The 21529-nt window shown below is 64.7% G+C and carries 19 protein-coding genes; 14 read left to right on the top strand and 5 right to left on the bottom strand.

The window, feature by feature from the left end:
* Positions 1–200 precede the first annotated feature (200 nt).
* A complete protein-coding gene (locus tag RIC54_RS00670) occupies positions 201–1244 on the top strand; it encodes an AI-2E family transporter (RefSeq protein WP_350097810.1) in 1044 nt (347 codons plus the stop codon).
* A gap of 65 nt (positions 1245–1309) precedes the next feature.
* Here RIC54_RS00670 and RIC54_RS00675 read toward each other — a convergent pair whose 3' ends face one another.
* Both RIC54_RS00675 and RIC54_RS00680 read right to left on the bottom strand, forming a co-directional pair.
* Positions 1310–1750, bottom strand: a complete 441-nt coding sequence (locus tag RIC54_RS00675) for a hypothetical protein (RefSeq protein ID WP_350097808.1) — start codon at positions 1748–1750, stop codon at positions 1310–1312.
* Position 1751: 1 nt separating this feature from the next.
* Positions 1752–2039, bottom strand: coding sequence for a hypothetical protein (locus RIC54_RS00680; protein ID WP_350097806.1), 288 nt, complete (start codon positions 2037–2039; stop codon positions 1752–1754).
* 160 nt (positions 2040–2199) lie between these two features.
* Here RIC54_RS00680 and RIC54_RS00685 point away from each other — a divergent pair, with 160 nt between their 5' ends.
* Together RIC54_RS00685 and RIC54_RS00690 are read left to right on the top strand one after the other, a co-directional pair.
* On the top strand, positions 2200–3084 hold the full coding sequence (locus RIC54_RS00685; RefSeq protein WP_350097804.1) for an alpha/beta fold hydrolase: 885 nt from the start codon (positions 2200–2202) through the stop codon (positions 3082–3084).
* Positions 3074–4087, top strand: coding sequence for a YheT family hydrolase (locus RIC54_RS00690; protein ID WP_350097802.1), 1014 nt, complete (start codon positions 3074–3076; stop codon positions 4085–4087). The genes RIC54_RS00685 and RIC54_RS00690 overlap by 11 nt, the downstream gene beginning before the upstream one ends.
* Before the next feature lie 4 nt (positions 4088–4091).
* Here RIC54_RS00690 and hemB read toward each other — a convergent pair whose 3' ends face one another.
* Positions 4092–5060 (bottom strand): porphobilinogen synthase, encoded by a 969-nt coding sequence (gene hemB, locus RIC54_RS00695; protein WP_502989708.1) that lies wholly within the window; start codon positions 5058–5060, stop codon positions 4092–4094.
* Positions 5061–5308: 248 nt separating this feature from the next.
* Here hemB and RIC54_RS00700 point away from each other — a divergent pair, with 248 nt between their 5' ends.
* The 7 genes from RIC54_RS00700 to RIC54_RS00730 all read left to right on the top strand — a co-directional run bounded on the left by RIC54_RS00700 (position 5309) and on the right by RIC54_RS00730 (position 12542).
* Positions 5309–6451, top strand: coding sequence for an isobutyryl-CoA dehydrogenase (locus RIC54_RS00700; RefSeq protein ID WP_350097798.1), 1143 nt, complete (start codon positions 5309–5311; stop codon positions 6449–6451).
* Positions 6452–6491: 40 nt separating this feature from the next.
* Positions 6492–7577 carry an enoyl-CoA hydratase/isomerase family protein gene (locus tag RIC54_RS00705; protein ID WP_350097796.1) on the top strand — a complete coding sequence of 362 codons (1086 nt, stop codon included), beginning with the start codon at positions 6492–6494 and terminating at the stop codon, positions 7575–7577.
* Positions 7578–7611: 34 nt separating this feature from the next.
* On the top strand, positions 7612–8541 hold the full coding sequence (gene mmsB, locus RIC54_RS00710; RefSeq protein ID WP_350098067.1) for a 3-hydroxyisobutyrate dehydrogenase: 930 nt from the start codon (positions 7612–7614) through the stop codon (positions 8539–8541).
* 144 nt (positions 8542–8685) lie between these two features.
* Positions 8686–9156, top strand: a complete 471-nt coding sequence (locus tag RIC54_RS00715) for a MarR family winged helix-turn-helix transcriptional regulator (RefSeq protein WP_350097794.1) — start codon at positions 8686–8688, stop codon at positions 9154–9156.
* A 96-nt stretch (positions 9157–9252) separates the two neighbouring features.
* The gene (gene proS / locus RIC54_RS00720) at positions 9253–10566 is read left to right on the top strand and encodes a proline--tRNA ligase (protein ID WP_350097792.1); all 1314 of its coding nucleotides are present in this window, start codon (positions 9253–9255) and stop codon (positions 10564–10566) included.
* Positions 10567–10612: 46 nt separating this feature from the next.
* Entirely contained in the window at positions 10613–11860 is a 1248-nt protein-coding gene (locus tag RIC54_RS00725; RefSeq protein WP_350097790.1) for a lipoprotein-releasing ABC transporter permease subunit, read from the top strand.
* Positions 11853–12542: an ABC transporter ATP-binding protein gene (locus tag RIC54_RS00730; RefSeq protein ID WP_350097788.1), complete on the top strand. Its 690-nt coding sequence runs from the start codon at positions 11853–11855 to the stop codon at positions 12540–12542. Before RIC54_RS00725 ends, RIC54_RS00730 begins: the two co-directional genes overlap by 8 nt.
* A gap of 17 nt (positions 12543–12559) precedes the next feature.
* On the opposite strand, the gene RIC54_RS00735 is transcribed toward RIC54_RS00730, so the two are convergent.
* The gene (locus RIC54_RS00735) at positions 12560–13789 is read right to left on the bottom strand and encodes a pentapeptide repeat-containing protein (RefSeq protein WP_350097786.1); all 1230 of its coding nucleotides are present in this window, start codon (positions 13787–13789) and stop codon (positions 12560–12562) included.
* A 246-nt stretch (positions 13790–14035) separates the two neighbouring features.
* Between RIC54_RS00735 and dnaE the strand changes: the two genes are divergently transcribed.
* Together dnaE and RIC54_RS00745 are read left to right on the top strand one after the other, a co-directional pair.
* Entirely contained in the window at positions 14036–17524 is a 3489-nt protein-coding gene (dnaE, locus tag RIC54_RS00740) for a DNA polymerase III subunit alpha (RefSeq protein WP_350097784.1), read from the top strand.
* 82 nt (positions 17525–17606) lie between these two features.
* Positions 17607–19130, top strand: coding sequence for a M81 family metallopeptidase (locus tag RIC54_RS00745; RefSeq protein WP_350097782.1), 1524 nt, complete (start codon positions 17607–17609; stop codon positions 19128–19130).
* 12 nt (positions 19131–19142) lie between these two features.
* On the opposite strand, the gene RIC54_RS00750 is transcribed toward RIC54_RS00745, so the two are convergent.
* Complete coding sequence (locus RIC54_RS00750; protein WP_350097780.1) at positions 19143–19367, bottom strand: hypothetical protein; 225 nt, start codon at positions 19365–19367, stop codon at positions 19143–19145.
* 298 nt (positions 19368–19665) lie between these two features.
* Between RIC54_RS00750 and rpsB the strand changes: the two genes are divergently transcribed.
* Both rpsB and tsf read left to right on the top strand, forming a co-directional pair.
* Positions 19666–20496 (top strand): 30S ribosomal protein S2, encoded by an 831-nt coding sequence (rpsB, locus tag RIC54_RS00755; RefSeq protein ID WP_350150404.1) that lies wholly within the window; start codon positions 19666–19668, stop codon positions 20494–20496.
* A gap of 85 nt (positions 20497–20581) precedes the next feature.
* Positions 20582–21502, top strand: coding sequence for a translation elongation factor Ts (tsf, locus tag RIC54_RS00760; protein ID WP_350097776.1), 921 nt, complete (start codon positions 20582–20584; stop codon positions 21500–21502).
* The last annotated feature ends 27 nt before the right edge of the window (positions 21503–21529 follow it).

The raw sequence follows: 21529 nt of genomic DNA on the forward strand, positions 1-21529 counted from the left end.
TCCGTTGCGAACGATTCGGGGGCAGGGGTGCCCTTTCTGGCACGGAAGCCTGGCCGCCGAAAGAACCACGGCAACTCATTGCTGTTCCTAGGGAGCCAAAGGTCACGCGGACGGTTCTCCTCCTGTACGGCGCGCGAAAGCGACGCCGCGACCGAGGGAAACAGGGGGACGATCGGATGCCCAGGGGCGAACCCACGAGAATGCTGACATTGGAGGAGCGGCTGCCGAGCCTGTCCTTTGCGGTGTGGGGGGCCGCCATCTGCATCTTTGTCGCCGCGCTGCACGTGGCGCAGGACGTCGTTATTCCGATCGTCGGGGCAATGGTCCTTGCAATCGTCCTGACACCGGTATCGCGCTATCTGATGCGCCGTTTCATGTTTCCGAACTCGGTTGCCGCCTTTGCAGCATTCGTACTGGCGTTCGTGGTGATCCTCAGCCTGCTGTTCGTGGCGGTGCCGACGGTTCAGCGCCTGTCCGAGGACTTTCCAACCTTGGCGTACCGAGTCGAGTACAAGCTGCGCAGCATCGCGCTGTCGATGGAGGCGGTGAAGCGTTGGTCGAAAACGGTCGAAGAGCTGCTCTCGCTCGGTGGTCGTCAGCCGGACGGTGGCCATGTCGTGGTACGCGAAGGCGGAGGAGCCGTGGGACAGCTGATCAGTTCCACGCCGAAGGTCATCGCGCAGATCGTGTTCATGCTCGTGCTGGTATTCTTCTTCGTGCGCGACCGCCGAGGCATGCAGCGCATCATCATACGGTGGGCGCCGTCACAACGGGCCCGGTTCCGGGCGGCCCGAGTTTGCCGACTGGTTCAGAACAACGCCGCTTCGTACCTCCTGTCCGTGTCGATGATCAACCTGACGCTGGGAGCTGCGACCGCGATCGCCTTCTACATCGCGGGAATGCCCGAGCCGTTGGCTTGGGGGGCGGCGATGGCCGTGCTGAACTTCGTTCCGTACATTGGCCCGCTGATCCTTCAGGTCGTGTCGTTCCTGGCTGGGTTGGTGATTTATCCGTCGTTCGAGGCGGCGCTGATTCCGCCCGCGGTGCTGATCGGCCTCAACGTGATCGAGGCCAATTTCGGGATGCCGCTGGTGATGGAGAGGCGTTTCCTGATGAGTCCACTGGCCACGCTGGTTGCAATTGCCTTCGGGGCGTGGCTGTGGGGAACGCCTGGGGCAATCCTGGCGGTACCGCTGGTCGTCATGGCAACGACGGGCGCCAGCGCGTGGCGCCTGGAGCGATGATCGCAATGACAAGAGGGGGACGACACCGGTCGTCCCCCTCTTGTCATTCCTCCGAACTCTGAATGTCAGCGTTTGGTGCCCGCAATCAACGCGCCAACGGCGAACGCGGCTGCCACGGCACCCAGCGGAGAGATGCGGTTTCTGGCATCGACACCGGCCTTGAAGGCCGCATTTGACAGCATCGAGGCGCCAAACTCGGCCGCCGAAGGCTCGCTGGAGGAGCGGGCAGCTGCAAGCTCCAGCTTGCGGATGCGCCTGCGGCGATGACTGATCTGTCGTGCGCCGATGATGATCAGTGCGACCGTCAGGAAGCCGCCGGCCCAGGCCAGCAGGGCCGGGACCAGCCCAACGCGTTCGGCGGTGACGACGATACCGGCGGCAACGCCCAGCCCGGCAGACGTCAGTGCGGCAACCGCCAAGACCATGGCGGTGACGGCACTCCATACCGCCTCCCGAAGTCGGTCCTGCGCGAGCTGCTTCAGGATCGGGATGAACGGAAGCGTCACGTCAGGAACGCCGGAAGAACGACCCGAACAGCAACCCGGCCCCGAAGGCGATCAGCAGGGATGTCGCCGGCCGTTCGTCGACAAAGTCCGTCACCTTGGTGCCGGCGGCGCCGGCCGCCTGCTGGGCTGCCGTCGCGGTCTGCTGGACGCGCTCACGGGCGCGGGCCTTGATATCGTCTGATGACTCGTTGAGCAGTCGGCCAACGGCGTCGGTCAGGTTGGCCACGTCGCGACGCAGTGCGTCAAACTCAGCCTGGACGTCGTTGGCGGCCTTCGTGGCTTCAGCCATCGCTGGATACTCCCTGGTTTGATGATCCTGGCAGGGGAACCATTGCGACGGTGGCCCGGTTCCGTATCCGGGGGTGCGCTGTTTCACGCAACGCCCCAGTTGAACTTGCGGACCAACCGCCGGACACTGCCGATCCGCGCGACCGTCTCCAGAGGTGCCCATGCGTCCGAATGCCGGCAGCTTTCCCTACACCGACGACAACGGAACGGTCTGGCTTGCCTTTACCGATTTCGGCTCCCGCTCGCGCGAACGGGTCGTGGTGTGTGTGCATGGTCTGACGCGGAATGGCCGCGATTTCGACCGCCTGGCGACCGGTATGGCCCGGGATTTCCGCGTGATCGAGGTCGATGTGGCGGGGCGGGGCCGCTCCGGCTGGCTCGCGGACAAGACGGCATACACCTATCCGACCTATCTGAAGCACATGGCCGCCTTCCTGGACTACCGCGGCCTCGAATCTGTGGATCTGGTCGGCACGTCGATGGGCGGGTTGATCGGCATGCTGATGGCGGCCCAGCCTGAGAGCCCGATCAGACGACTGGTGCTGAACGACGTAGGACCGTTCATTCCGAAGGGTGCGCTGGAGCGTATTGGTGAGCACGTCGGCAAGGATCCGCGTTTCCGAAATCTGCAGGAAGCGGCCGCGTATTTTCAGACCATCTATGCCGATTTCGGGATCCCGGATGAATTGGGTTGGTCGGAGCTTACCCTGCACTCGGCGATCCGCCAGGAGAACGGCACCTATGCGCTGCATTACGATCCGGCCATCGGCGACGTGTTCCAGCAGGCGATGAACGATGTCGATCTCTGGTCTGTCTGGGATGCAATAACCTGCCCGGTCCTGGTGCTGCGTGGCGAGCATTCGGACTTGCTGACCCGCGAGACCGCCAGGGAGATGACCCGACGCGGCCCGAAGGCCGAACTGGTCGAGTTTTCCGGGTGCGGGCATGCGCCGGCGTTGATGAGCGAGGAGCAGATCAAGGTCGTACACGAGTGGCTCCTGTCGTTTGACGACTCCGAAGAGGACGAGACGGCCGATGTCGATTGACAGTGCCGCGCCGACGGCGCGGTCATCGGTGTCGTTTCCGACTTTCCGGCCGCGCCTGCCATGGATCGGCGGCGATTTGCAGACGGTACGCGATGTCGTGATGCCGGCGAACGATCCGCACGATCCGGCCGAGACGACAATTCTCGAGTTTCCGATGCCCGATGGCACCGGCGACATCCTGTCCGGGATGCTGGAGCGTCCGCGGGCGGCGGAGCGGTCGCGCCCGCTGGCGGTGCTGCTGCACGGCCTGACCGGATGTGCCGACAGCCGATACGTCCTGAGGGCCGCTGGGCGGTTGCTGGACGCCGGGTTCCCGGTTCTGCGCCTGAACCTTCGGGGTGCCGGGCCGTGCCGGAAAATCTGCCGCGAGCAGTATCACTCCGGACGCTCGCAGGATCTGAAGGCCGTGCTCAACCAGTTGCCGTCGAGCCTGACCGGCAACGGCCTGGTGACTGTGGGCTGGTCGCTGGGCGCCAACGTGTTGCTCAAAGGGCTGGCTGAGTTCGGCGATGCATTCCCGATCCGCGCTGCGGTTTCGGTTTCGGCTCCCATTGATCTAGCCGCGGCGGCGGCGCAACTCGGCTCGCCGCGAAACCGGGTCTACCACCGTCGGCTGCTGGCCCGTATGAAACAGGAACTGGCGCAGGCCCCCGGCGAACTGATGCCCGCGATCCGCGCGGCCTTGGCCGGGGTCCGCAGCATCATCGAGTTTGACGACCGGTTCACCGCGCCGCGCAACGGGTTCGCCGATGCCGCCCACTACTATTCCCAGTGCTCGGCCGGACGGTTCATGCCGGCGATCCCAGTGCCGACACTGGTGATTCACGCGCTGGACGACCCCTGGATCCCCGGTGCGGCGTACAGGGAGTATGATTGGGCGGGAAACCCGAACCTGACGCCGCTGCTGCCGCGGCGTGGCGGGCATGTGGGTTTCCACGCGGTCGGCGGGCGGGTGTGGTCGGACGACTGTATGGTCGATTACCTGCGCCGATTGACCGGTTGACCGTTCACCCGTTCCGCAGGCGCTGCGCGACTTCGACCGCGAAATACGTCAGCACGCCGTCGGCGCCGGCCCGCTTGAAGCCCATCAGCGACTCCAGAATCACCCGGTCGCCGTCGAGCCAGCCGCGCTCGTCAGCGGCCCGCAGCATCGCGTACTCGCCCGAGACCTGATAGGCGAAGGTCGGGACCCCGAAGGTGTCTTTCACCCGGCGGACGATGTCCAGATAGGGCATGCCTGGCTTCACCATCACCATGTCGGCGCCTTCGGCGATGTCCAGCGCGACCTCGCGCAGCGCCTCGTCACCGTTCGATGGCGCCATCTGGTACGTCGCCTTCGAGCCCTTGCCCAGCGTGGAGGCCGAGCCGACGGCATCCCGGAACGGTCCGTAGAACCCGGACGAATACTTGGCCGCGTATGCCATGATCTGGACATGGGTGTGGCCGGCCGCATCAAGGGCGGTGCGGATGGCGTGGATCCGGCCGTCCATCATGTCGGACGGCGAGATCACGTCGCAGCCGGCTTCGGCCTGGATCAGGGATTGCCGAACCAGCACCTCGACCGTCTCATCATTGAGGATCTCCTCGCCACGCAGCAGCCCGTCATGTCCGTGCGAGGTGAAAGGGTCCAGGGCGGCGTCGCACATCACGCCGATGTCGAGATTGGCGGCCTTGATTGCGCGGACCGCCTGGCACACGACGTTGTCGGGATCGACGGCGTTGCTGCCTTCGGGATCCTTCAACGTGGCCTCGACGTGTGGAAACACGGCAATCATCGGAATGCCGAGGGCGGCGGCTTCGCCGGCGGCGTCCACCAGGGCCTCGACGGAGTGCCGAACCACGCCAGGCATCGAGGGGATCGGGACCTTCGGTTCATCACCGGCATGCACGAACACCGGCCAGATCAGATCGTCGACGCTGAGTTGGTTCTCCGCCACCAGCCGGCGCGACCAGTCGGTCCGGCGATTGCGCCGCATGCGAGTCGTCGGGAAACTGGGCGCCGGTGTGCCGGTCCTGCTCGAAATCTTCGGTCGTCCGTTGAACGGCATCGCCCTCTCCTCAGCCCCGCCGCGCGGATGCGATTTTCGGCGATCATAAGCCGCGCGACCCAGGTTGCAATTTCCCGATCCGCGGCACGGTGTCCCGGTTGACGCGGGGGCAGCGTTGACAGGCGGGTAAGCAAGTCCGCATATCCGCGGTATTGCGACGGTAGCGGAGGCGGATCATGGATTTTGCGCTCACCGAAGAGCAGCAGGCGATCCGGGACATGGCACGCGCGTTCGCGCAGGAGAAACTCGCGCCGAACGCGGCCGCCTGGGATGCCGAAGAGGTGTTTCCGGTCGACGTCCTGAAGGAAGCGGCCGCCCTTGGCCTCGCCGGCATCTACGTACGGGATGATGTCGGCGGCTCCGGCCTCGGCCGGCTCGATGCGGCACTGATCTTCGAGGAGCTGTCGGCCGGCTGCGTGTCGACCGCGGCCTTCCTGTCGATCCACAACATGGTTTCCTGGATGGTCGACCGGTTCGGCTCCGAGGATGTACGCCAGCGCTTCCTGCCGTCGCTCACGTCGATGGAGACCGTCGCCAGCTACTGCCTCACGGAGCCTGGCTCCGGCTCCGACGCCGCCGCCCTGAAGACCAGGGCCGAGAAGGTCGGCAACTCCCACTACATGCTGAACGGCGGCAAGGCGTTCATCTCCGGCGCCGGTACCAGTGACGTCTACGCAGTGATGTGCCGGACCGGGGGCGAGGGGCCAAAGGGTGTATCCTGCATCCTGGTGGAGAAGGACACACCGGGGCTGAGTTTCGGCAAGAAGGAACGCAAGCTCGGCTGGAACAGCCAGCCGACCGCCATGGTGACGTTCGAGGACTGCAAGGTTCCGGCGGAGAACCTGGTCGGAGCGGAAGGCGAGGGATTCCGCATTGCCATGCAGGGACTGGATGGCGGCCGCATCAACATTGCCGCCTGCTCGCTCGGCGGCGCGCGGGCGGCGCTCGAACAGGCGCTCGGCTACGTGAAGGAGCGCAAGCAGTTCGGCAAGCCGATCGCCGACTTCCAGGCAACCCAGTTCCGGCTCGCCGATATGGCGACCGAGTTGGATGCCGCGCGGTTGCTGACCCATCGCGCGGCTGCAAGCTTGGACGCCAAGTCGCCGGATGCCACGCAGCACGCCGCCATGGCCAAGCGCTTTGCCACCGACATTGGGTTCAAGATCGTCGACGAGGCGCTGCAACTTCATGGTGGCTACGGCTACCTCAAGGATTTCCCCGTGGAACGTCTGCTGCGCGACCTGCGGGTGCACCGAATCCTGGAAGGAACCAACGAGATCATGCGCGTGATCATCGGCCGCAAGCTGCTGGCCGAATGACCGCCGCCGACCACACCTGACCCGCGTTCTGGAGACGACTGTGTCTGACGAAATCCGCTTCGCCGCAGAGGGCGGGCTGGCCACCATCGAGTTGGCCCGCCCCAAGGCGTTGAATGCCCTTACCCTGGATATGATCCGCGCCATGCACCCTCGGCTGGAAGCCTGGGACGACGACGACGCGATCAAGGCCGTCATCATCAAGGGCGAGGGCGAGAAGGCGTTCTGCGCTGGGGGCGATGTCCGGGCCGTGTACCGCTCGATCGTCGACGATCTGGGCGGGAAGGGGCCGTCCGAACTGTCGCAGACATTCTTCCTGGAGGAGTATCGTCTGAACCACACCATCCATGCGTTCTCGAAGCCCTATGTTGCGATTCTGGACGGCGTGACGATGGGCGGCGGCGTTGGCCTGTCGGTGCATGGCTCGCACCGGATCGTGACCGAGCGGCTGATGTTCGCGATGCCGGAGACCACCATCGGGCTGTTCCCCGATGTCGGCGGTGGCTGGTTCCTTCCGCGCTTGCCGGGTGCGATGGGGTTGTATCTGGCGCTGACTGGCGCGCGACTCGACGCGGCCGGCGCCGTTGCCCTCGGAATTGCCTCGCATTACGTGCCGAGCGCACGTCTGGAGGGGCTGGAAGCGGCGCTTGCCACGACGATCAGCGAGTCAGACGATGGCCGGTCGGCGATCAACGATGTCCTGGGGCGGTTTGCCGAGGCGCCCGGCGCCGACCCGATGGCGGAGCACCGGCCGTTGATCGATCGTTGCTTCTCGGCGGCGTCGGTGGAGGCAATCCTCGAGTCGCTCGACCGGGAGACTGCCTCAGGCTCCGACTTCGCCCGCGAGACTGCGGCAACGTTGCGCCACAAATGCCCGACCAGCCTCAAGATCAGCTTCGAGCAGTTGCGGCGTGGCCGGGACATGTCCAGCCTGGCCGACGTGCTGGCCATGGAGTACCGCATGTCACAGCACTGCATGGCGGGCACCGAGTTCTTTGAAGGGGTGCGGGCGATACTGGTCGACAAGGACCATGCACCGAAATGGCAGCCCAATTCCCTGGCCGGCGTAACCGACAGCCTCGTCGACCAGTACTTTGCGGCAATTCCGGGCCGCGAGTTCTCGCTGTGACGTTGGCTTGACCGGAAGACCGCGCACCACGAGCATCGCCGGTGACCGCACCGATACGACTCGGACCGAGGGAGAAGTGAGCATGGCGACAATCGGTTTCATCGGACTGGGCAACATGGGCCTGCCCATGGCCCTGAATCTGACCAAGGCGGGCCATGCGGTCCGGGGCTTCGACATGTCCGAAAAGCAGACCCAGGCGCTGGCCGCCGGCGGTGGTGTCGCGGCGACCAGTGCCGCGGGGGCCGTGGATGGCGCGGACGTGATCGTGACCATGCTGCCGGCCGGTGAGCACGTGCGGACGGTCTACAGCGAGTCGGTGATCGGGCGCGTCCCGAAGGGTACGCTGCTGATCGATTGCTCGACCATCGACGTGGAGAGCGCGCGGGCCGTGGCGGCCGATGCGGAAGCGGCCGGGCTGCCGATGGTCGATGCCCCGGTGTCCGGTGGCGTGGCCGGCGCGGCCGGCGGGACGCTGACGTTCATGGTGGGTGGGGCGGACACGGCGTTCAAGCGCGCCGAGCCGTTTCTGCAGGCGATGGGCAAGACGATCGTGCACGCCGGAGGATCGGGAAACGGGCAGGCCGCCAAGATCTGCAACAACATGATGCTCGGAATCTCGATGCTCGCCGTGAGCGAGGCGTTCGTCATGGCGGAGAAGCTTGGGCTGGATACCGCGCGGCTGTTTGCGATCGCATCGAAGGCGTCAGGCCAGAGTTGGGCGATGACGTCGTACTGCCCGGTGCCAGGCCTCGTCGAATCGGCACCCTCGAATCGGAATTTCAAACCGGGGTTCACCGCCTCGATGATGCTGAAGGATCTGATGCTGGCGCAGGATGCGGCGGAGGCATCCAGCGCCAGTACGCCGCTTGGCCACGAAGCGGCGCGACTCTTTAAGGAATATGTGGAAAGCGGCCACGGCGCGGTGGATTTCTCCGGCATCATCCAGATGCTTCGTGAGCGATGATTGTTCGGCAAGGATCGAAAGCCGTTGATTTAAATGGGTCAATGCTTTAGATGCCGAGTGAGGTTTCCCGTGGTTGAGATGATCGGTTAGACTGCCAACATGCCGACCTCCGATACCGTTATTTCATCGACCGACGAGGGCTCCGTGGTCCGACGCGAGTACCTTGAGGCCATCAAGCTGATCGAGCGGCTGCACCGGCAGTTTCTGGAGGTCGTGAAGACCGAGCTTGATCGCATTGGCGTTGAGGACATCAACAACATCCAGGCGCTGATCCTGTTCAATATCGGACAGGAAGAGTTGACGGTCGGTGAGTTGACCAACCGCGGCTACTACCTTGGCTCCAACGTGTCCTACAACGTCCGCAAGATGGTCGAGAACGGCTATCTTGTGCAGGAGCGGTCGACGCATGATCGGCGATCGATCCGGGTCCGGCTCTCCGACAAGGGTTTGGCGCTCTGTGCGCAGATCAACGACATGTTCGACCGCCACGCCATCGCGCTGGCAGAGGCCAAGATCGCCCATGACGATCTGAGCAGCGCGCGGACGTCTTTCCGGGATTTGGAGCGGTTCTGGATTTCGATGCTGAACTTTAACCTGCGTGGCACAAGTCTCTGATTCGCGGTGCGCGCCGCGCCCTGCGGCATTTCCCTTGGACACGCCCGACCCCCTTTCATAGAGTGCGCGCCTTGCCGCCTCGACATGAGTAGGGTCATGCGCCTTTCCGGATATTTTCTGCCCACGATGAAGGATACCCCCCGCGATGCGGAGATCGTCTCGCATCGGCTGATGCTGCGCGCCGGGATGATGCAGCAGGCAAGCGCCGGGATCTATTCCTGGCTGCCGCTGGGTCTGCGTGTCCTCAAGAAGATCGAGCAGGTGGTCCGCGAGGAGCAGGACGCCGCCGGCTGGCAGGAGGTCCTGATGCCGACCATCCAGTCGGCCGACCTGTGGCGCGAGAGCGGGCGCTATGACGACTATGGCAAGGAGATGCTCCGCATCAAGGATCGGCACGACCGCGATATGCTGTTCGGACCGACCAACGAGGAGTTGATCACCGATATCTTCCGCAGCCACGTGCGCAGCTACAAGGCGCTGCCCGGGCGGCTGTACCACATCCAGTGGAAGTTCCGGGACGAGGTTCGTCCGCGCTTCGGCGTGATGCGCGGCCGCGAATTCCTGATGAAGGACGCCTATTCGTTCGACCTCGATTTCGAGGCGGCGAAGCGCGCCTATAACCGGCAGTTCGTGGCGTATCTGAAGACCTTTGATCGGCTGGGCCTGAAGGCCATCCCGATGGCCGCGGACTCGGGGCCGATCGGCGGCGACATGAGCCACGAGTTCATCATTCTGGCGGACACCGGTGAAAGCGAAGTGTTTTGCCACAAGGACTGGCTGACCACCGACGCGGTGCCGGCAACGGTCGACTACGATGCTGACTTGCAGCCGATCGTCGACGCGTGTCTGGCACGCTACGCCGCGACCGACGAGAAGCATGACCCGGCGGCCTGTCCGGTGGCCGAGGCCGATCTGGTCCGCACGCGCGGTATCGAGGTCGGGCACATCTTCTACTTCGGCACCAAATACTCCGACCCGCTGGGCGCCAGGGTGGCTGGCCCGGACGGCAAGGATGTGACGGTCCACATGGGATCGTACGGCGTTGGGGTGTCGCGCCTCGTCGGCGGCATCATCGAGGCGTCGCATGACGATGCCGGCATCGTCTGGCCGGAACCGGTCGCGCCGTTCAAGGTTGGTCTGGTCAATCTCAAGGTCGGCGATGCTGCCTGCGATGCCGCGACGGAAGACCTGTACGGCAAGCTCTTGAAGGCCGGGATCGAGGTGCTGATGGACGATCGCGACGAGCGCCCCGGCGCCAAGCTGGCCGGCATGGACCTGATCGGCCTGCCTTGGCAGATCGTCGTCGGACCGCGCGGGCTGGCAAACGGCATCGTTGAGGTGAAAAACCGCAAGACCGGCGCGAAGGACGAGATGACACCGGACGCCGCGCTGAACCGGCTGATCGGGTGATCGTCCGCCACTCGTCATCGTCGTTGTCCTCGGGGAGACTGTCCGGATGATCTTCGGGGCCTTCGAGCGGATGTTGGCGATGCGCTATCTGCGCGCCCGTCGACAGGAAGGGTTCATCTCGGTCATTGCCGGGTTCTCGCTGCTGGGCATTGGCCTGGGCGTTGCGACGCTGATCATCGTGATGAGCGTGATGAACGGATTCCGGGCCGAACTGATGGGCCGGATCCTGGGGCTGAACGGCCATGCCGCGGTCTATTCCCGGACCGGCCACATCGAGGATTTCGACCAGATCGCGGTTCAGGTCGCATCGATCCCCGGCATATTCAGTGTCACGCCGCAGGTCGAAGGCCAGGCGATGCTGGTGGCGCACGGATCGGCATCTGGAGCCGTGGTCCGCGGCCTGCGGCCGACCGACATGAAGGCCAAGCGGCTTGTCGCCCAGAACATCGTCGGGGGGTCGCTCGATCGCTTTGAGGGCCGCGATGCCATCATCCTGGGGCAGCGCTTGGCCGAGCGGCTGCGCCTGGGGGTCGGCGACAAGGTAACGCTGATATCGCCGACCAGCGCGGTGACGGTGATGGGCAGCGTCCCACGCACCAAGGCCTACGACATCGTCGGCCTCTTCAACGTCGGGATGTTCGAGTACGACAACACATTCGTGTACATGCCGATGGAGGCGGCGCAGGTGTTCTTCCAGTCCGGACAGACCGTCAACGCGCTTGAGATCTTCACCACCGACCCGAACAACATCCGGCGTTTTCGTCTCCCGCTCCTGGAAGCCCTGCCGAGTGACCTGTATTTCTTTGACTGGCAACAACAGAACTCAAGCTTTTTCAATGCGTTGCAGGTCGAACGTAATGTGATGTTTCTGATCCTGACGCTAATCATTCTGGTGGCTGCGTTCAACATCATCAGCTCGTTGATCATGCTGGTGAAGGACAAGGGACGGGATATCGCGGTGCTGCGCACGATGGGCGCGACCCGCGGGATGATCACCCGGATCTTCTTCATGACTGGCGCCAGCGTCGGCGTGCTGGGCACCGTGTTCGGGTCGGCGCTTGGCCTGCTGTTCTGCGAGAACATCGAGGCGATACGCCAGGGCCTGCAAACCCTGACCGGCGTGACGATTTTCGATCCGATGATCTACTTCCTGAGCAAGATGCCGGCGGAGGTCGATCCGTGGGAGGTGGGCACGGTCATCGCCATGGCCCTGGTGCTCAGCTTCGCGGCAACGATCTATCCGGCGTGGCGGGCGGCCCGGATCGATCCGGTCGAGGCGTTGCGTTATGAATAGCGACCCGGTGCTGTGGCTGAAGGACGTAACCCGGCGCTTCGGTTCGGGCGATACCGCCCTGGAGATCCTGCGCGGTGTCGATCTGGCGCTGCGGCCTGGTGAGATCGTGGCGTTGGTCGGACCGTCCGGTGCAGGCAAGTCGACCCTGTTGCACATCGCGGGGCTGCTGGAGGCGCCGACCAGCGGTCAGGTACTGATCGACGGCAAGGATTGCGCCGGGCTGGGCGATTCCGGCCGGACCAAGCTGCGGCGGGACTCCATCGGATTCGTGTATCAGTTCCACCACCTGCTGCCTGAGTTCTCGGCCCGCGAGAATGTCATGATCCCGCAGATGGTTGCCGGCCTGTCAGCCGCGGAGGCGGGAGAGCGTGCCGACCAATTGCTGAAGATGGTTGGGCTGGAACGCCGTGGCGGGCACCGACCGGCCCGTTTGTCCGGTGGCGAGCAGCAGCGCGTCGCGATCGTTCGGGCGATCGCCAACGTCCCGCAGGTGCTGCTCGCGGACGAGCCGACCGGCAATCTCGACCCGCAGACCGCGTCCGACGTGTTCGCCCAACTGACCCGGATCGTTCGGGCAACCGGCTTGGCGGCGCTGATCGCCACGCACAATCTGGAACTGGCGCATGCCATGGATCGGACGTTGGAAATCCGCGATGGAAGAGTGGCCGAGCTCAGGCGCTGACCGGGGACTGACCGGATCTAGCGGCCGACGAGGCCTGTCGCCTTTTTGACGGTCGACTGGTCCAGCCGCGATCCGGCCTGTTCGCTGTCCGTCAGATCAACCCCGTCCAGTATGGCACCGACGAAGTTGGAGTCGCGCAGGTCGGCATTGCGGAAACGCGCGGGCAGGCTCTTGCCGGTCCGTCGCCCCTTGGGGTCCAGGATCTCCGCACCCTCGATTCGCGCTCCGACGAAACTGGCATTGGTCAGAACGCACTCCGAGAAGTTGGTTCCGGCAAGCCGGGCCAACGAGAAGTCGGCGCCCTCCAGGATGGCCTTGCGGAACGACGTCAGGAACAGTTCGGAACGCACGAACGCCGATCCGGTCAGATTGGCTTCGTCGAACGAGACGCCGCGCACGTCGCAGCTTGAGAAGTCCAGGCCACTCAGATCCTTGCCGATGAATTCGGCCCGCATCCCGAGGCGCCCGTTGCTGGCGATCCACGTGCTGTGGAAGCGCAGCGCCTGCTCGATTTCCTCGGGGAGGCTGACGTCGGCGTCCCGATGGATGGCGCCCATCAGGTTGGTGTTGTCGAGCAGAGCCTTCGACAGATCCACGTTGCGCAGGTTGGCGTCGGCCAGATTGGCGCCCCTCAGGTTGGCGCCGTCGAGATTCGTGCCGGTCAGGTTGGCGTTCTTCAGGTTGCAGCCGGACAGGTCGGCGCCTGACAGGTTGGCGCCGGACAGGTTGACCGCATGCAGCATGACGTCGCGGAACACCGCGCCCTTTGCGCTGCTGACCGAGAGGTTTGCCTCGCTCATGTCGGAGCCGGAGAAATCGGCGCCATCCAGAGTTGCATCCGCAAAGCTGGTCTCGCGCTTCTCTTCCTGTCCCCAGGCCATGATCTGGCCGGGCCGCATGTCGGCGCCCCGCAGGACAGCGCCGGACAGGTCGGCCATGGCGAAATTGACGCCGCGCAGGTCGGCCTTCTCGAAGTTGGCCGAGAGCAAGTCAGCGTTGGCGAAATCGCAGCCGAACAGGTCCGCGTCCGAGAAATCGGTCATGCGGGCGCTCGCCTTGGAGAAGGTGGCGCCGGTCAGGATGGACCGCTGCAGCTTCAGGCCGTCGAGGGTTTTCCCGTTGAGATTCTCGCCCTTGAGCACCAGCCGACGGCCATTGGGGCGGCCGCTCAGATAGGATTCGTGCGCCTTCACCGCCTTTGCGGTCTCGAAGGGGATGTTGACTGGCCGGGTGAGAACGGGAGCCATTGGGTGACGCTGTTTTGCCTCAGGTACGAACCAAGTTCTTCGGTACGGACCTACTTTGCATTGATACAGGTAAAGAGTTCGTAAACCCTGGGCATCACAACTGGTTAACGAGCCCTCCCCGAGTCGGCTTGAAAGGGGGTGGTCGAGATCGCCGCTGAACCGGGTCTGAACGCGGCGTTGCCGGACGGCCGATGACCTGCCGGTCAAGCCGTGGGATGATCGGCGTCCAGCCTTCGGAGCCGATTTATGAGCCACGCCGACTTCATCCACCTGCGCGTCCATTCGGTTTATTCGCTTGCCGAAGGGGCGATTCACGCCAAGCAGCTGGTGAAGCTGGCGAAGCAGAACAACATGCCGGCCGTATCGATGACGGACAGCGGTAACCTGTTCGGCGCATTGGAGTTTTCGGTTGCCGCCGCGGGTGAGCGGGTGCAGCCGATCGTCGGGGTTCAACTCGCGGTACGGCGCCCGGCCGAACCCGATCGCCGGGGCCTTCGGGTCGTCGCGGGCCGCGATGTGCCGCCCGACCAACTCCTGTTGCTGGTGCAGTCGGAGGTCGGCTACCGCAATCTGATGGGCATCGTCAGTCGGGCGTACATGGAGACCTCGGGCGAGGAGGAACCACAGGTTGCGCTCGACGAGTTGGAAGGCCACACGGACGGCCTGATCGCGCTGACCGCAGGACTGCGCGGCGGCGTCGGTCGTCTGTTGCTGGAAAGCCGCGACTCGGACGCCACGTCGGTGCTGTTGCACCTTCAGCGCCTGTTTCCCGATCGGCTTTATGTCGAGCTTCAGAGGCATTACCTCGAGGATGAGAACCGGATCGAGGGACGGTTGATCGATCTGGCCTATGAGCATCGGATCCCTCTGGTGGCGACCAACGAGGTGTTCTTCGCCGACGAGGATATGCACGAGGCGCAGGATGTCCTGCTCTGCATCGCCGGAAGCACGACGATAGGCAATCCGAAGCGGCGCCGGGTGACGCCGCACCACCGCTTCAAAACGTCGCAGGAGATGCGTGAGTTGTTCGCCGACCTGCCGGAGGCGGTCGACAACACGATCGTGATCGCCCGGCGATGCGCCTACATGCCACGCAAGCTCGACCCGATCCTGCCACGCTTCGAGACCGAGGGCGGCCGATCGGAGGGAGAGGAACTCCGGGCCCAGGCAGAGGCGGGGTTGCAGGCCCGACTAGAGGCCTATGTCCTTGCTGAAGACACCCCGGACGACAAGCGCGCGGAGATCGCCAAGCCGTACTGGGACCGGTTGGCGATGGAACTGGGCGTCATCGAGCAGATGGGATTTCCCGGATACTTCCTGATCGTCTCGGACTTCATCAAATGGGCGAAAGCTCAGAACATACCGGTCGGACCGGGACGCGGATCGGGTGCCGGGTCTCTGGTCGCGTACTCGCTGCTGATCACCGATCTCGACCCATTGCGATGGGGGCTGCTGTTCGAGCGGTTCCTGAACCCCGAGCGTGTGTCGATGCCGGACTTCGATATCGATTTCTGCCAGGACCGGCGTGACGAGGTCATCCGCTACGTCCAGGAGAAGTACGGCCGCGACCGGGTCGCGCAGATCATCACCTTCGGCAAGCTGCAGGCTCGTGCCGCGCTGCGTGACGTGGGCCGGGTGCTGGAGATGCCGTATGGGCAGGTCGACCGAATCTGCAAGCTGGTGCCAAACAACCCGGCCAACCCGGTGACCCTGGCGCAGGCGGTGACGACCGAGGAAGAGTTGCGCCGCCAGCGCAACGCCGACGAGAATGTCGCCAACCTGATCCGGATCGCCCTGCAACTCGAAGGCATGTATCGCAATTCGTCGACTCATGCAGCCGGCGTGGTGATCGGCGACCGGCCGCTGTCCGAGTTGGTGCCGCTGTACCGTGACCCGCGTTCGGACATGCCGGTCACCCAGTTCAACATGAAGTGGGTGGAGCCGGCCGGCCTGGTGAAGTTCGACTTCCTTGGCCTGAAGACCCTGACCGTGCTGCAGCGCGCCGTCGACCTGCTGAAGGAAGGCGGCATCACGCTGGATCTGGCGAAGATCCCGCTGGAGGACGAGGCGACCTATACGATGCTGGCCAGGGGCGAAAGCACCGGGGTGTTCCAGCTTGAAAGTTCGGGCATGCGCGACGTGCTGCGCCGGCTGCGTCCTGACCGGTTCGAGGACATCATCGCGCTGGTCGCCCTGTACCGGCCCGGGCCTATGGCCAACATCCCGAAGTACATCGCATGCAAGCACGGCGACGAGAAGCCCGACTACATGCACCCGAAGCTGGAGCCGGTGCTGACCGAGACGTTCGGGATCATGATCTACCAGGAGCAGGTCCAGCAGGCCGCACAGCTGTTGTCCGGCTATACCCTCGGCGGCGCCGACCTGCTGCGCCGGGCCATGGGCAAGAAGATCAAGGAGGAGATGGACGCCCAGCGTGAGCGGTTCGTTTCCGGCGCGGTTGAGAACGGCGTCGACCAGGGACAGGCGAGCGGCATCTTCGACCAGATCGCCGCCTTTGCCGGATACGGTTTCAACAAGAGCCATGCCGCCGCTTATGCGCTGGTCGCCTATCAGACGGCCTACCTCAAGGCCAACCATCCGGTCGAGTTCCTGGCGGCGTCCATGACCTACGACATGGGCAATACCGACAAGCTCAACACCTTCCGCCAGGAGTTGCAGAAGCTGCGGATCCCGTTGCTGCCGCCCGACATCAACCGTTCACGGCGCGATTTTGCGGTTGAGCGGATGCCGGACGGCACCTTGGCGATCCGCTATGCGCTTGCGGCGGTGAAGAACGTTGGCGGGGCGGCCATGGACGCGCTGGTGTCGGCCCGCGATGCGGACCGGCCATTCAGGTCCCTCGGGGACTTCGCGGACCGCGCTGACCCGCAGCAGGTCAACAAGCGCCTGCTCGAGAATCTGGTCAAAGCCGGGGCGTTCGACGGCCTGCATCCGAACCGGGCGGAGCTGTTCGAGAGCCTGGAGACCGTGGTTCGGCATGTCAGCGCCGCCGCCAGCGAACGAGGCTCGAGCCAGGTCAACCTGTTCGCGGTGGACGGCGGTCGCGAGCCGACACGCCTGCGGTTGAAGGATCGGCCGGACTGGCCGCCGATGGAGCGGCTGAAGGAGGAGTTCGATGCGCTCGGGTTCTACCTGTCGGCGCACCCGCTGGACGCCTATGCCGAATCGCTGGGCCGGCTGAGCGTGGTCCCGTCCGACAGGGCATTCGCCGAGACGCGTGCCAAGGGCGGATCAACGCGCCTGACCTTGGCGGGTATCGTGGTCGGCAAGCAGATCCGCACTTCGAAGTCGGGCAACCGCTTCGCTTTCGTGCAACTCACCGATCGCACCGGCGTGTTCGAAGTGACGCTGTTCTCCGAAGTTCTGGCATCCTGCCGCGAGTTGCTGGATGCCGGCATTCCATTGCTGGTGAAAGCCGATGCCCGCATCGAGGACGACGCCATGCGCTTGCTCGCCTCACGGATGGAGCCGCTGGACAAGGCGGTCGAACAGACCGCCGCTGGCCTGGAGATCCATGTCCGGGACACCCGTGCGCTCGAGCCGCTTCGTTCGCTGATCGCCCAGGAAGGGCGCGGACGCGGGCGCATCCGTGTCGTCGTGCCCACCGGCGAGGGGGATGTGGGCATCGTGCTGCCTGACGCCTACAAGGTGTCGGGCCAGCTTCGCGGTGCGGTGAAGGCGATCCCCGGCATCGACTTCGTTCGGGACCTCTGATCGTCAGCCGCCGGCAAGATGCCGGTTTCGCGAGCGGTCAGCCCGTGGCTGGCTCCTCCATCCTGCTTCCGGGAGATATCCAATGAAACGCATCGCAGTTCTGGGCTTCGCGCTTGAGAGCAACGCGTTCGCGGCGCCGTGTGCGCGGTGGGACTTTGAGCAGCGCGGGTACTATCGAGGCGATGAAATCACCACCCAGGCACGTGCCGAGACCCCGGCCATATATGCCGGAATCTCCGGTTTCTATGCTGAGATGGACCGTCTGTTCGGCGCGAAGCGCTGGCATCCGGTGCCGGTCGTCCACGCCTCTTCGCAACCCGCCGGTCCGGTCGCGGAAGGGTTCTTCAAGGAACTGCTCGCCGAGTTCGAAGAAGGGTTGAGGCGGGCCGGGACGATCGACGGGGTCTATATTGCCGAGCATGGTGGTGCGACGGCGACGCACACCCACGATCCCGACGGCGAGGTGTTCGCGCTGGTGCGTCGGGTCGTCGGGCCGGAGGTGCCGGTCGTCGCGACCCTCGATCTGCACGCCAATGTCTCCGACGTGATGATGAACAGCGTCGATGCGGTGATCGGCTACCGCACCAACCCGCATGTCGACATCTACGCGCGCGGGCAGGAAGCGGCGCGGGTGCTGAACGAGTTGATGGACGGCGTTGTCGCAACATCATACCGAGTGCGCCTGCCGATCGTGGCACCGTCGGTCACGCAGCTTACTGCCGAGGGCCATCCGTACGGCGACCTGATCCGGCTCGGGCAGACCAAGATCGACGAGCGGGTGCTGAACGTCACGATTCTGTCGGGCTTCGCGTTTGCGGACACGCCGAAGAACGGCATGACCGTGATCGTGACGACCCGCAACGACCCGCAGCACGCCAAATCGCTCGCGATGAGCCTGGCGAAAGCCGGATGGGCCGACCGGCATCGCTACGTGCCGCGCATGATCGCGCTCGACGACGCAGTGGCGCAGGCGCGGTCGGCGGGCATGGATCCGATGGCGCCGTCTCTGCTGTTCGCCGACCCGGCCGACAATCCCGGCGGCGGCGGACGCGGCAACACCACCTATATCCTCGCGGCGTTCCTGAAGGCCGGTGTACATGGCTGCGTCGCCGGCGTGTTCTTCGATCCGGCGCTGGTCGAGCAGGCTCGGTCGGCGGGAGAGGGGAACCAGTTCCGCGCCAAACTGAACACGCGGGAAACCGCCCGCTTCTCCGAACCACTGTCGTGGGACGCTCGCGTGGTTCATCTGCACGACGGGCGGTTTGTCGGACGCCACGGCATGGTCACCGGCAAATCGGTCGATACCGGTGCCACGGCGGTGATCGCGCTCGATGGGGTGACTCTGGTGGTCATCAGCAAGCGACAGCAGTGTCTCTCCACCGAGTTCTTCGAGGCGTTCGGCGTCGATGTCGCCGGCGCCCGGTCGGTGGTGGTGAAGTCGCGAGGTCATTTCCGGGCTGGATTCGAGCATCTGTTCCCGCCCGAGCGGATCCGCGAGGTCGATGTCCCGGGGCTGACGTCGCCGAACCTCGCGAACTTCGATTGGAAAGGCCTGCCTCGCCCTGTCTATCCGCTCGATCCGGATGCGGTCTGGCCTCTGTCGTAGCCATCGGGCGCGCTACGAGCACAGCCGCGGCGGGGCCTTGGTCAGGACACCGCCGGCATCTGAAACGGCGGCACAGAAGAACAGTGTGAGCTGCCAGTTGGCCGGCCTTCGGCAGATGGCGCCGGTGGCGGTCTTGGTGAACCAGGCGCGTGCATCCGGTCCCTCGGTGTCGCGATGATCGCCTTCGACCTGCATGGCCGCCCGATACACCGCCAGCTCGTCACTGCTCAACCGCATGACCGTTGTGCTGGGCGGGTAGCACAGGGTTTCGGCGATGCGGTCCCCCAGATCGCCGGCCCGGGCTGTCCCGCACTGCACAAGCACGGCTGTGGCTATACACCCCACGGTGAACATCGAGCTGCCGAATGCTTGCCAAATCCGACTGGCCGGAGTAGATAGGCGCCCGCTCAATCCCGCACACGGGCCCGCGGTTGCTTTCGGCCGATTCACACCGACCGTAAGCCGTCGCTCCGGTGTCGAGGCGTCGCCTCGACCAAGACCCGTGGAGGCGAAACCGGAAAACGTGAGGTTTACCATGGCTCTACCCGCATTCACTATGCGTCAGCTCCTCGAAGCTGGCGTTCACTACGGTCACCATACCCGTCGTTGGAACCCGAAGATGGAATCGTACATCATTGGCGTGCGCACCAACGTGCACATTCTCGACCTGCGCCAGACCGTGCCGATGCTGCACCGCGCGCTGCAGGCGGTCCGCGATACGACCGCCAAGGGTGGCCGTGTGCTGTTCGTCGGCACCAAGCGGCAGGCTTCCGACATGGTCGCCGAGGCGGCCAAGCGTTCGGGCCAGTATTTCGTGAACCATCGTTGGCTCGGCGGCATGCTGACCAACTGGAAGACGATTTCGCACTCGATCAAGCGCCTGCGTGACCTTGAGGACCTGCTCGACTCGCCGGAGAGCCTGGGTCTCACCAAGAAGGAAACCCTTGGCTTGACCCGCGAGCGCGAGAAGCTGGAGCGCGCTCTGGGCGGCATCAAGGAAATGGGCGGCTTGCCGGACATCCTGTTCGTGATCGACACGAACAAGGAGGCACTGGCCATCCAGGAGGCCAACAAGCTCGGCATCCCGGTGGTCGCCGTGCTCGACAGCAACTGCAGCCCCGACGGCGTGCAGTACGGAATTCCCGGCAACGACGATGCGATGCGTGCGGTCGCGACGTATTGCGACCTGATCGCGAGCGCCGTGCTTGACGGTCTTCAGGCCGAGATGATGGCGTCGGGTGACGATGTCGGCGAGAGCGCCGAAGCACCGTCGGAACCGGCGCTGGAAGCCGAGGTTGTCGGTGCAGCCGATGACGAAGCGAAGCCGGCCGCCGAAGCAGCTGTTGTGGAGCCGGCCAGCGCCTGAGCGCTGGGCCTGAGCATTGAGAGTGAGTGCGGCGCCGGCTTAAGGTCGGCGCCGCCACCCAATTCGAACGACGAGGAACAGAACGATGGCGGTTACGGCAGCCCTTGTGAAGGAACTGCGCGAGAAGACCGGCGCCGGCATGATGGATTGCAAGAAGGCGCTGAACGAGACCGATGGTGACATGGAGGCGGCGGTCGACTGGCTCCGCACCAAGGGACTCGCGGCGGCGGCCAAGAAATCTGGGCGCGTGGCGGCGGAAGGCCTGGTCGGTGTTGTGGTCGACGGTACCAAGGGTGCGGTCGCCGAGGTCAACGCCGAGACCGATTTCGTCGCACGCAACGACGGCTTCCAGGCGTTCGCCGAGACGGTGACGGCTCTGGTGCTCAGCAACGGCGCCAACGTTGAGGCCCTGAAGGACATTGCATACCCGGGCACCGGGCGCACCGTTGGCGAGCAGTTGACCCACAACATCGCGACGATCGGCGAGAACATGTCGATCCGCCGCGCGGTTGCGCTGTCGGTCGGCGACGGCGTCGTGGTTCCCTATGTCCACAACGCGGTTCGTCCGGGTCTTGGCAAGATCGGCGTCCTGGTGGCGCTTGAGTCCACGGGTGACAAGGCGAAGCTGGCCGACCTCGGCAAGCAGATCGCCATGCACATCGCGGCTGCGGCACCGCAGAGCCTGTCGACCGACGATCTCGACCAGACCCTGGTGGAGCGTGAGCGGTCGGTGCTGGTCGAGCAGGCGCGCGCCTCGGGCAAGCCCGACAACATCATCGAGAAGATGGTCGAAGGCCGTGTCCGCAAGTTCTACCAGGAAGTCGTCCTGCTGGAGCAGGCGTTCGTGATCGACGGTGAGACCCCGGTCAAGAAGGTGGTCGAGGCCGCTGCCAAGGATGTCGGCGCTCCGGTTACCCTGAAGGCCTTTGCGCGGCTCCAACTGGGCGAAGGCATCGAAAAAGAGCAGACCGACTTCGCGGCGGAAGTGGCAGCGCTCACGGGTTGATGTAGAACAGGAGCGGACACGCCGGCG

The sequence above is a fragment of the Thalassobaculum sp. genome (genome assembly GCF_040219215.1).
GTDB lineage: Bacteria > Pseudomonadota > Alphaproteobacteria > Thalassobaculales > Thalassobaculaceae > Thalassobaculum_A.

Coding starts and splice junctions, on each gene's coding strand:
- RIC54_RS00670 (WP_350097810.1), top strand. CDS start 201: ATGCTGACATTGGAGGAGCGGCTGCCGAGCCTGTCCTTTGCGGTGTGG.
- RIC54_RS00680 (WP_350097806.1), bottom strand. CDS start 2,039: ATGGCTGAAGCCACGAAGGCCGCCAACGACGTCCAGGCTGAGTTTGAC.
- RIC54_RS00685 (WP_350097804.1), top strand. CDS start 2,200: ATGCGTCCGAATGCCGGCAGCTTTCCCTACACCGACGACAACGGAACG.
- RIC54_RS00690 (WP_350097802.1), top strand. CDS start 3,074: ATGTCGATTGACAGTGCCGCGCCGACGGCGCGGTCATCGGTGTCGTTT.
- hemB (WP_502989708.1), bottom strand. CDS start 5,060: ATGCGGCGCAATCGCCGGACCGACTGGTCGCGCCGGCTGGTGGCGGAG.
- RIC54_RS00700 (WP_350097798.1), top strand. CDS start 5,309: ATGGATTTTGCGCTCACCGAAGAGCAGCAGGCGATCCGGGACATGGCA.
- proS (WP_350097792.1), top strand. CDS start 9,253: ATGCGCCTTTCCGGATATTTTCTGCCCACGATGAAGGATACCCCCCGC.
- RIC54_RS00725 (WP_350097790.1), top strand. CDS start 10,613: ATGATCTTCGGGGCCTTCGAGCGGATGTTGGCGATGCGCTATCTGCGC.
- RIC54_RS00730 (WP_350097788.1), top strand. CDS start 11,853: ATGAATAGCGACCCGGTGCTGTGGCTGAAGGACGTAACCCGGCGCTTC.
- RIC54_RS00735 (WP_350097786.1), bottom strand. CDS start 13,789: ATGGCTCCCGTTCTCACCCGGCCAGTCAACATCCCCTTCGAGACCGCA.
- dnaE (WP_350097784.1), top strand. CDS start 14,036: ATGAGCCACGCCGACTTCATCCACCTGCGCGTCCATTCGGTTTATTCG.
- RIC54_RS00745 (WP_350097782.1), top strand. CDS start 17,607: ATGAAACGCATCGCAGTTCTGGGCTTCGCGCTTGAGAGCAACGCGTTC.
- RIC54_RS00750 (WP_350097780.1), bottom strand. CDS start 19,367: ATGCGGTTGAGCAGTGACGAGCTGGCGGTGTATCGGGCGGCCATGCAG.
- rpsB (WP_350150404.1), top strand. CDS start 19,666: ATGGCTCTACCCGCATTCACTATGCGTCAGCTCCTCGAAGCTGGCGTT.
- tsf (WP_350097776.1), top strand. CDS start 20,582: ATGGCGGTTACGGCAGCCCTTGTGAAGGAACTGCGCGAGAAGACCGGC.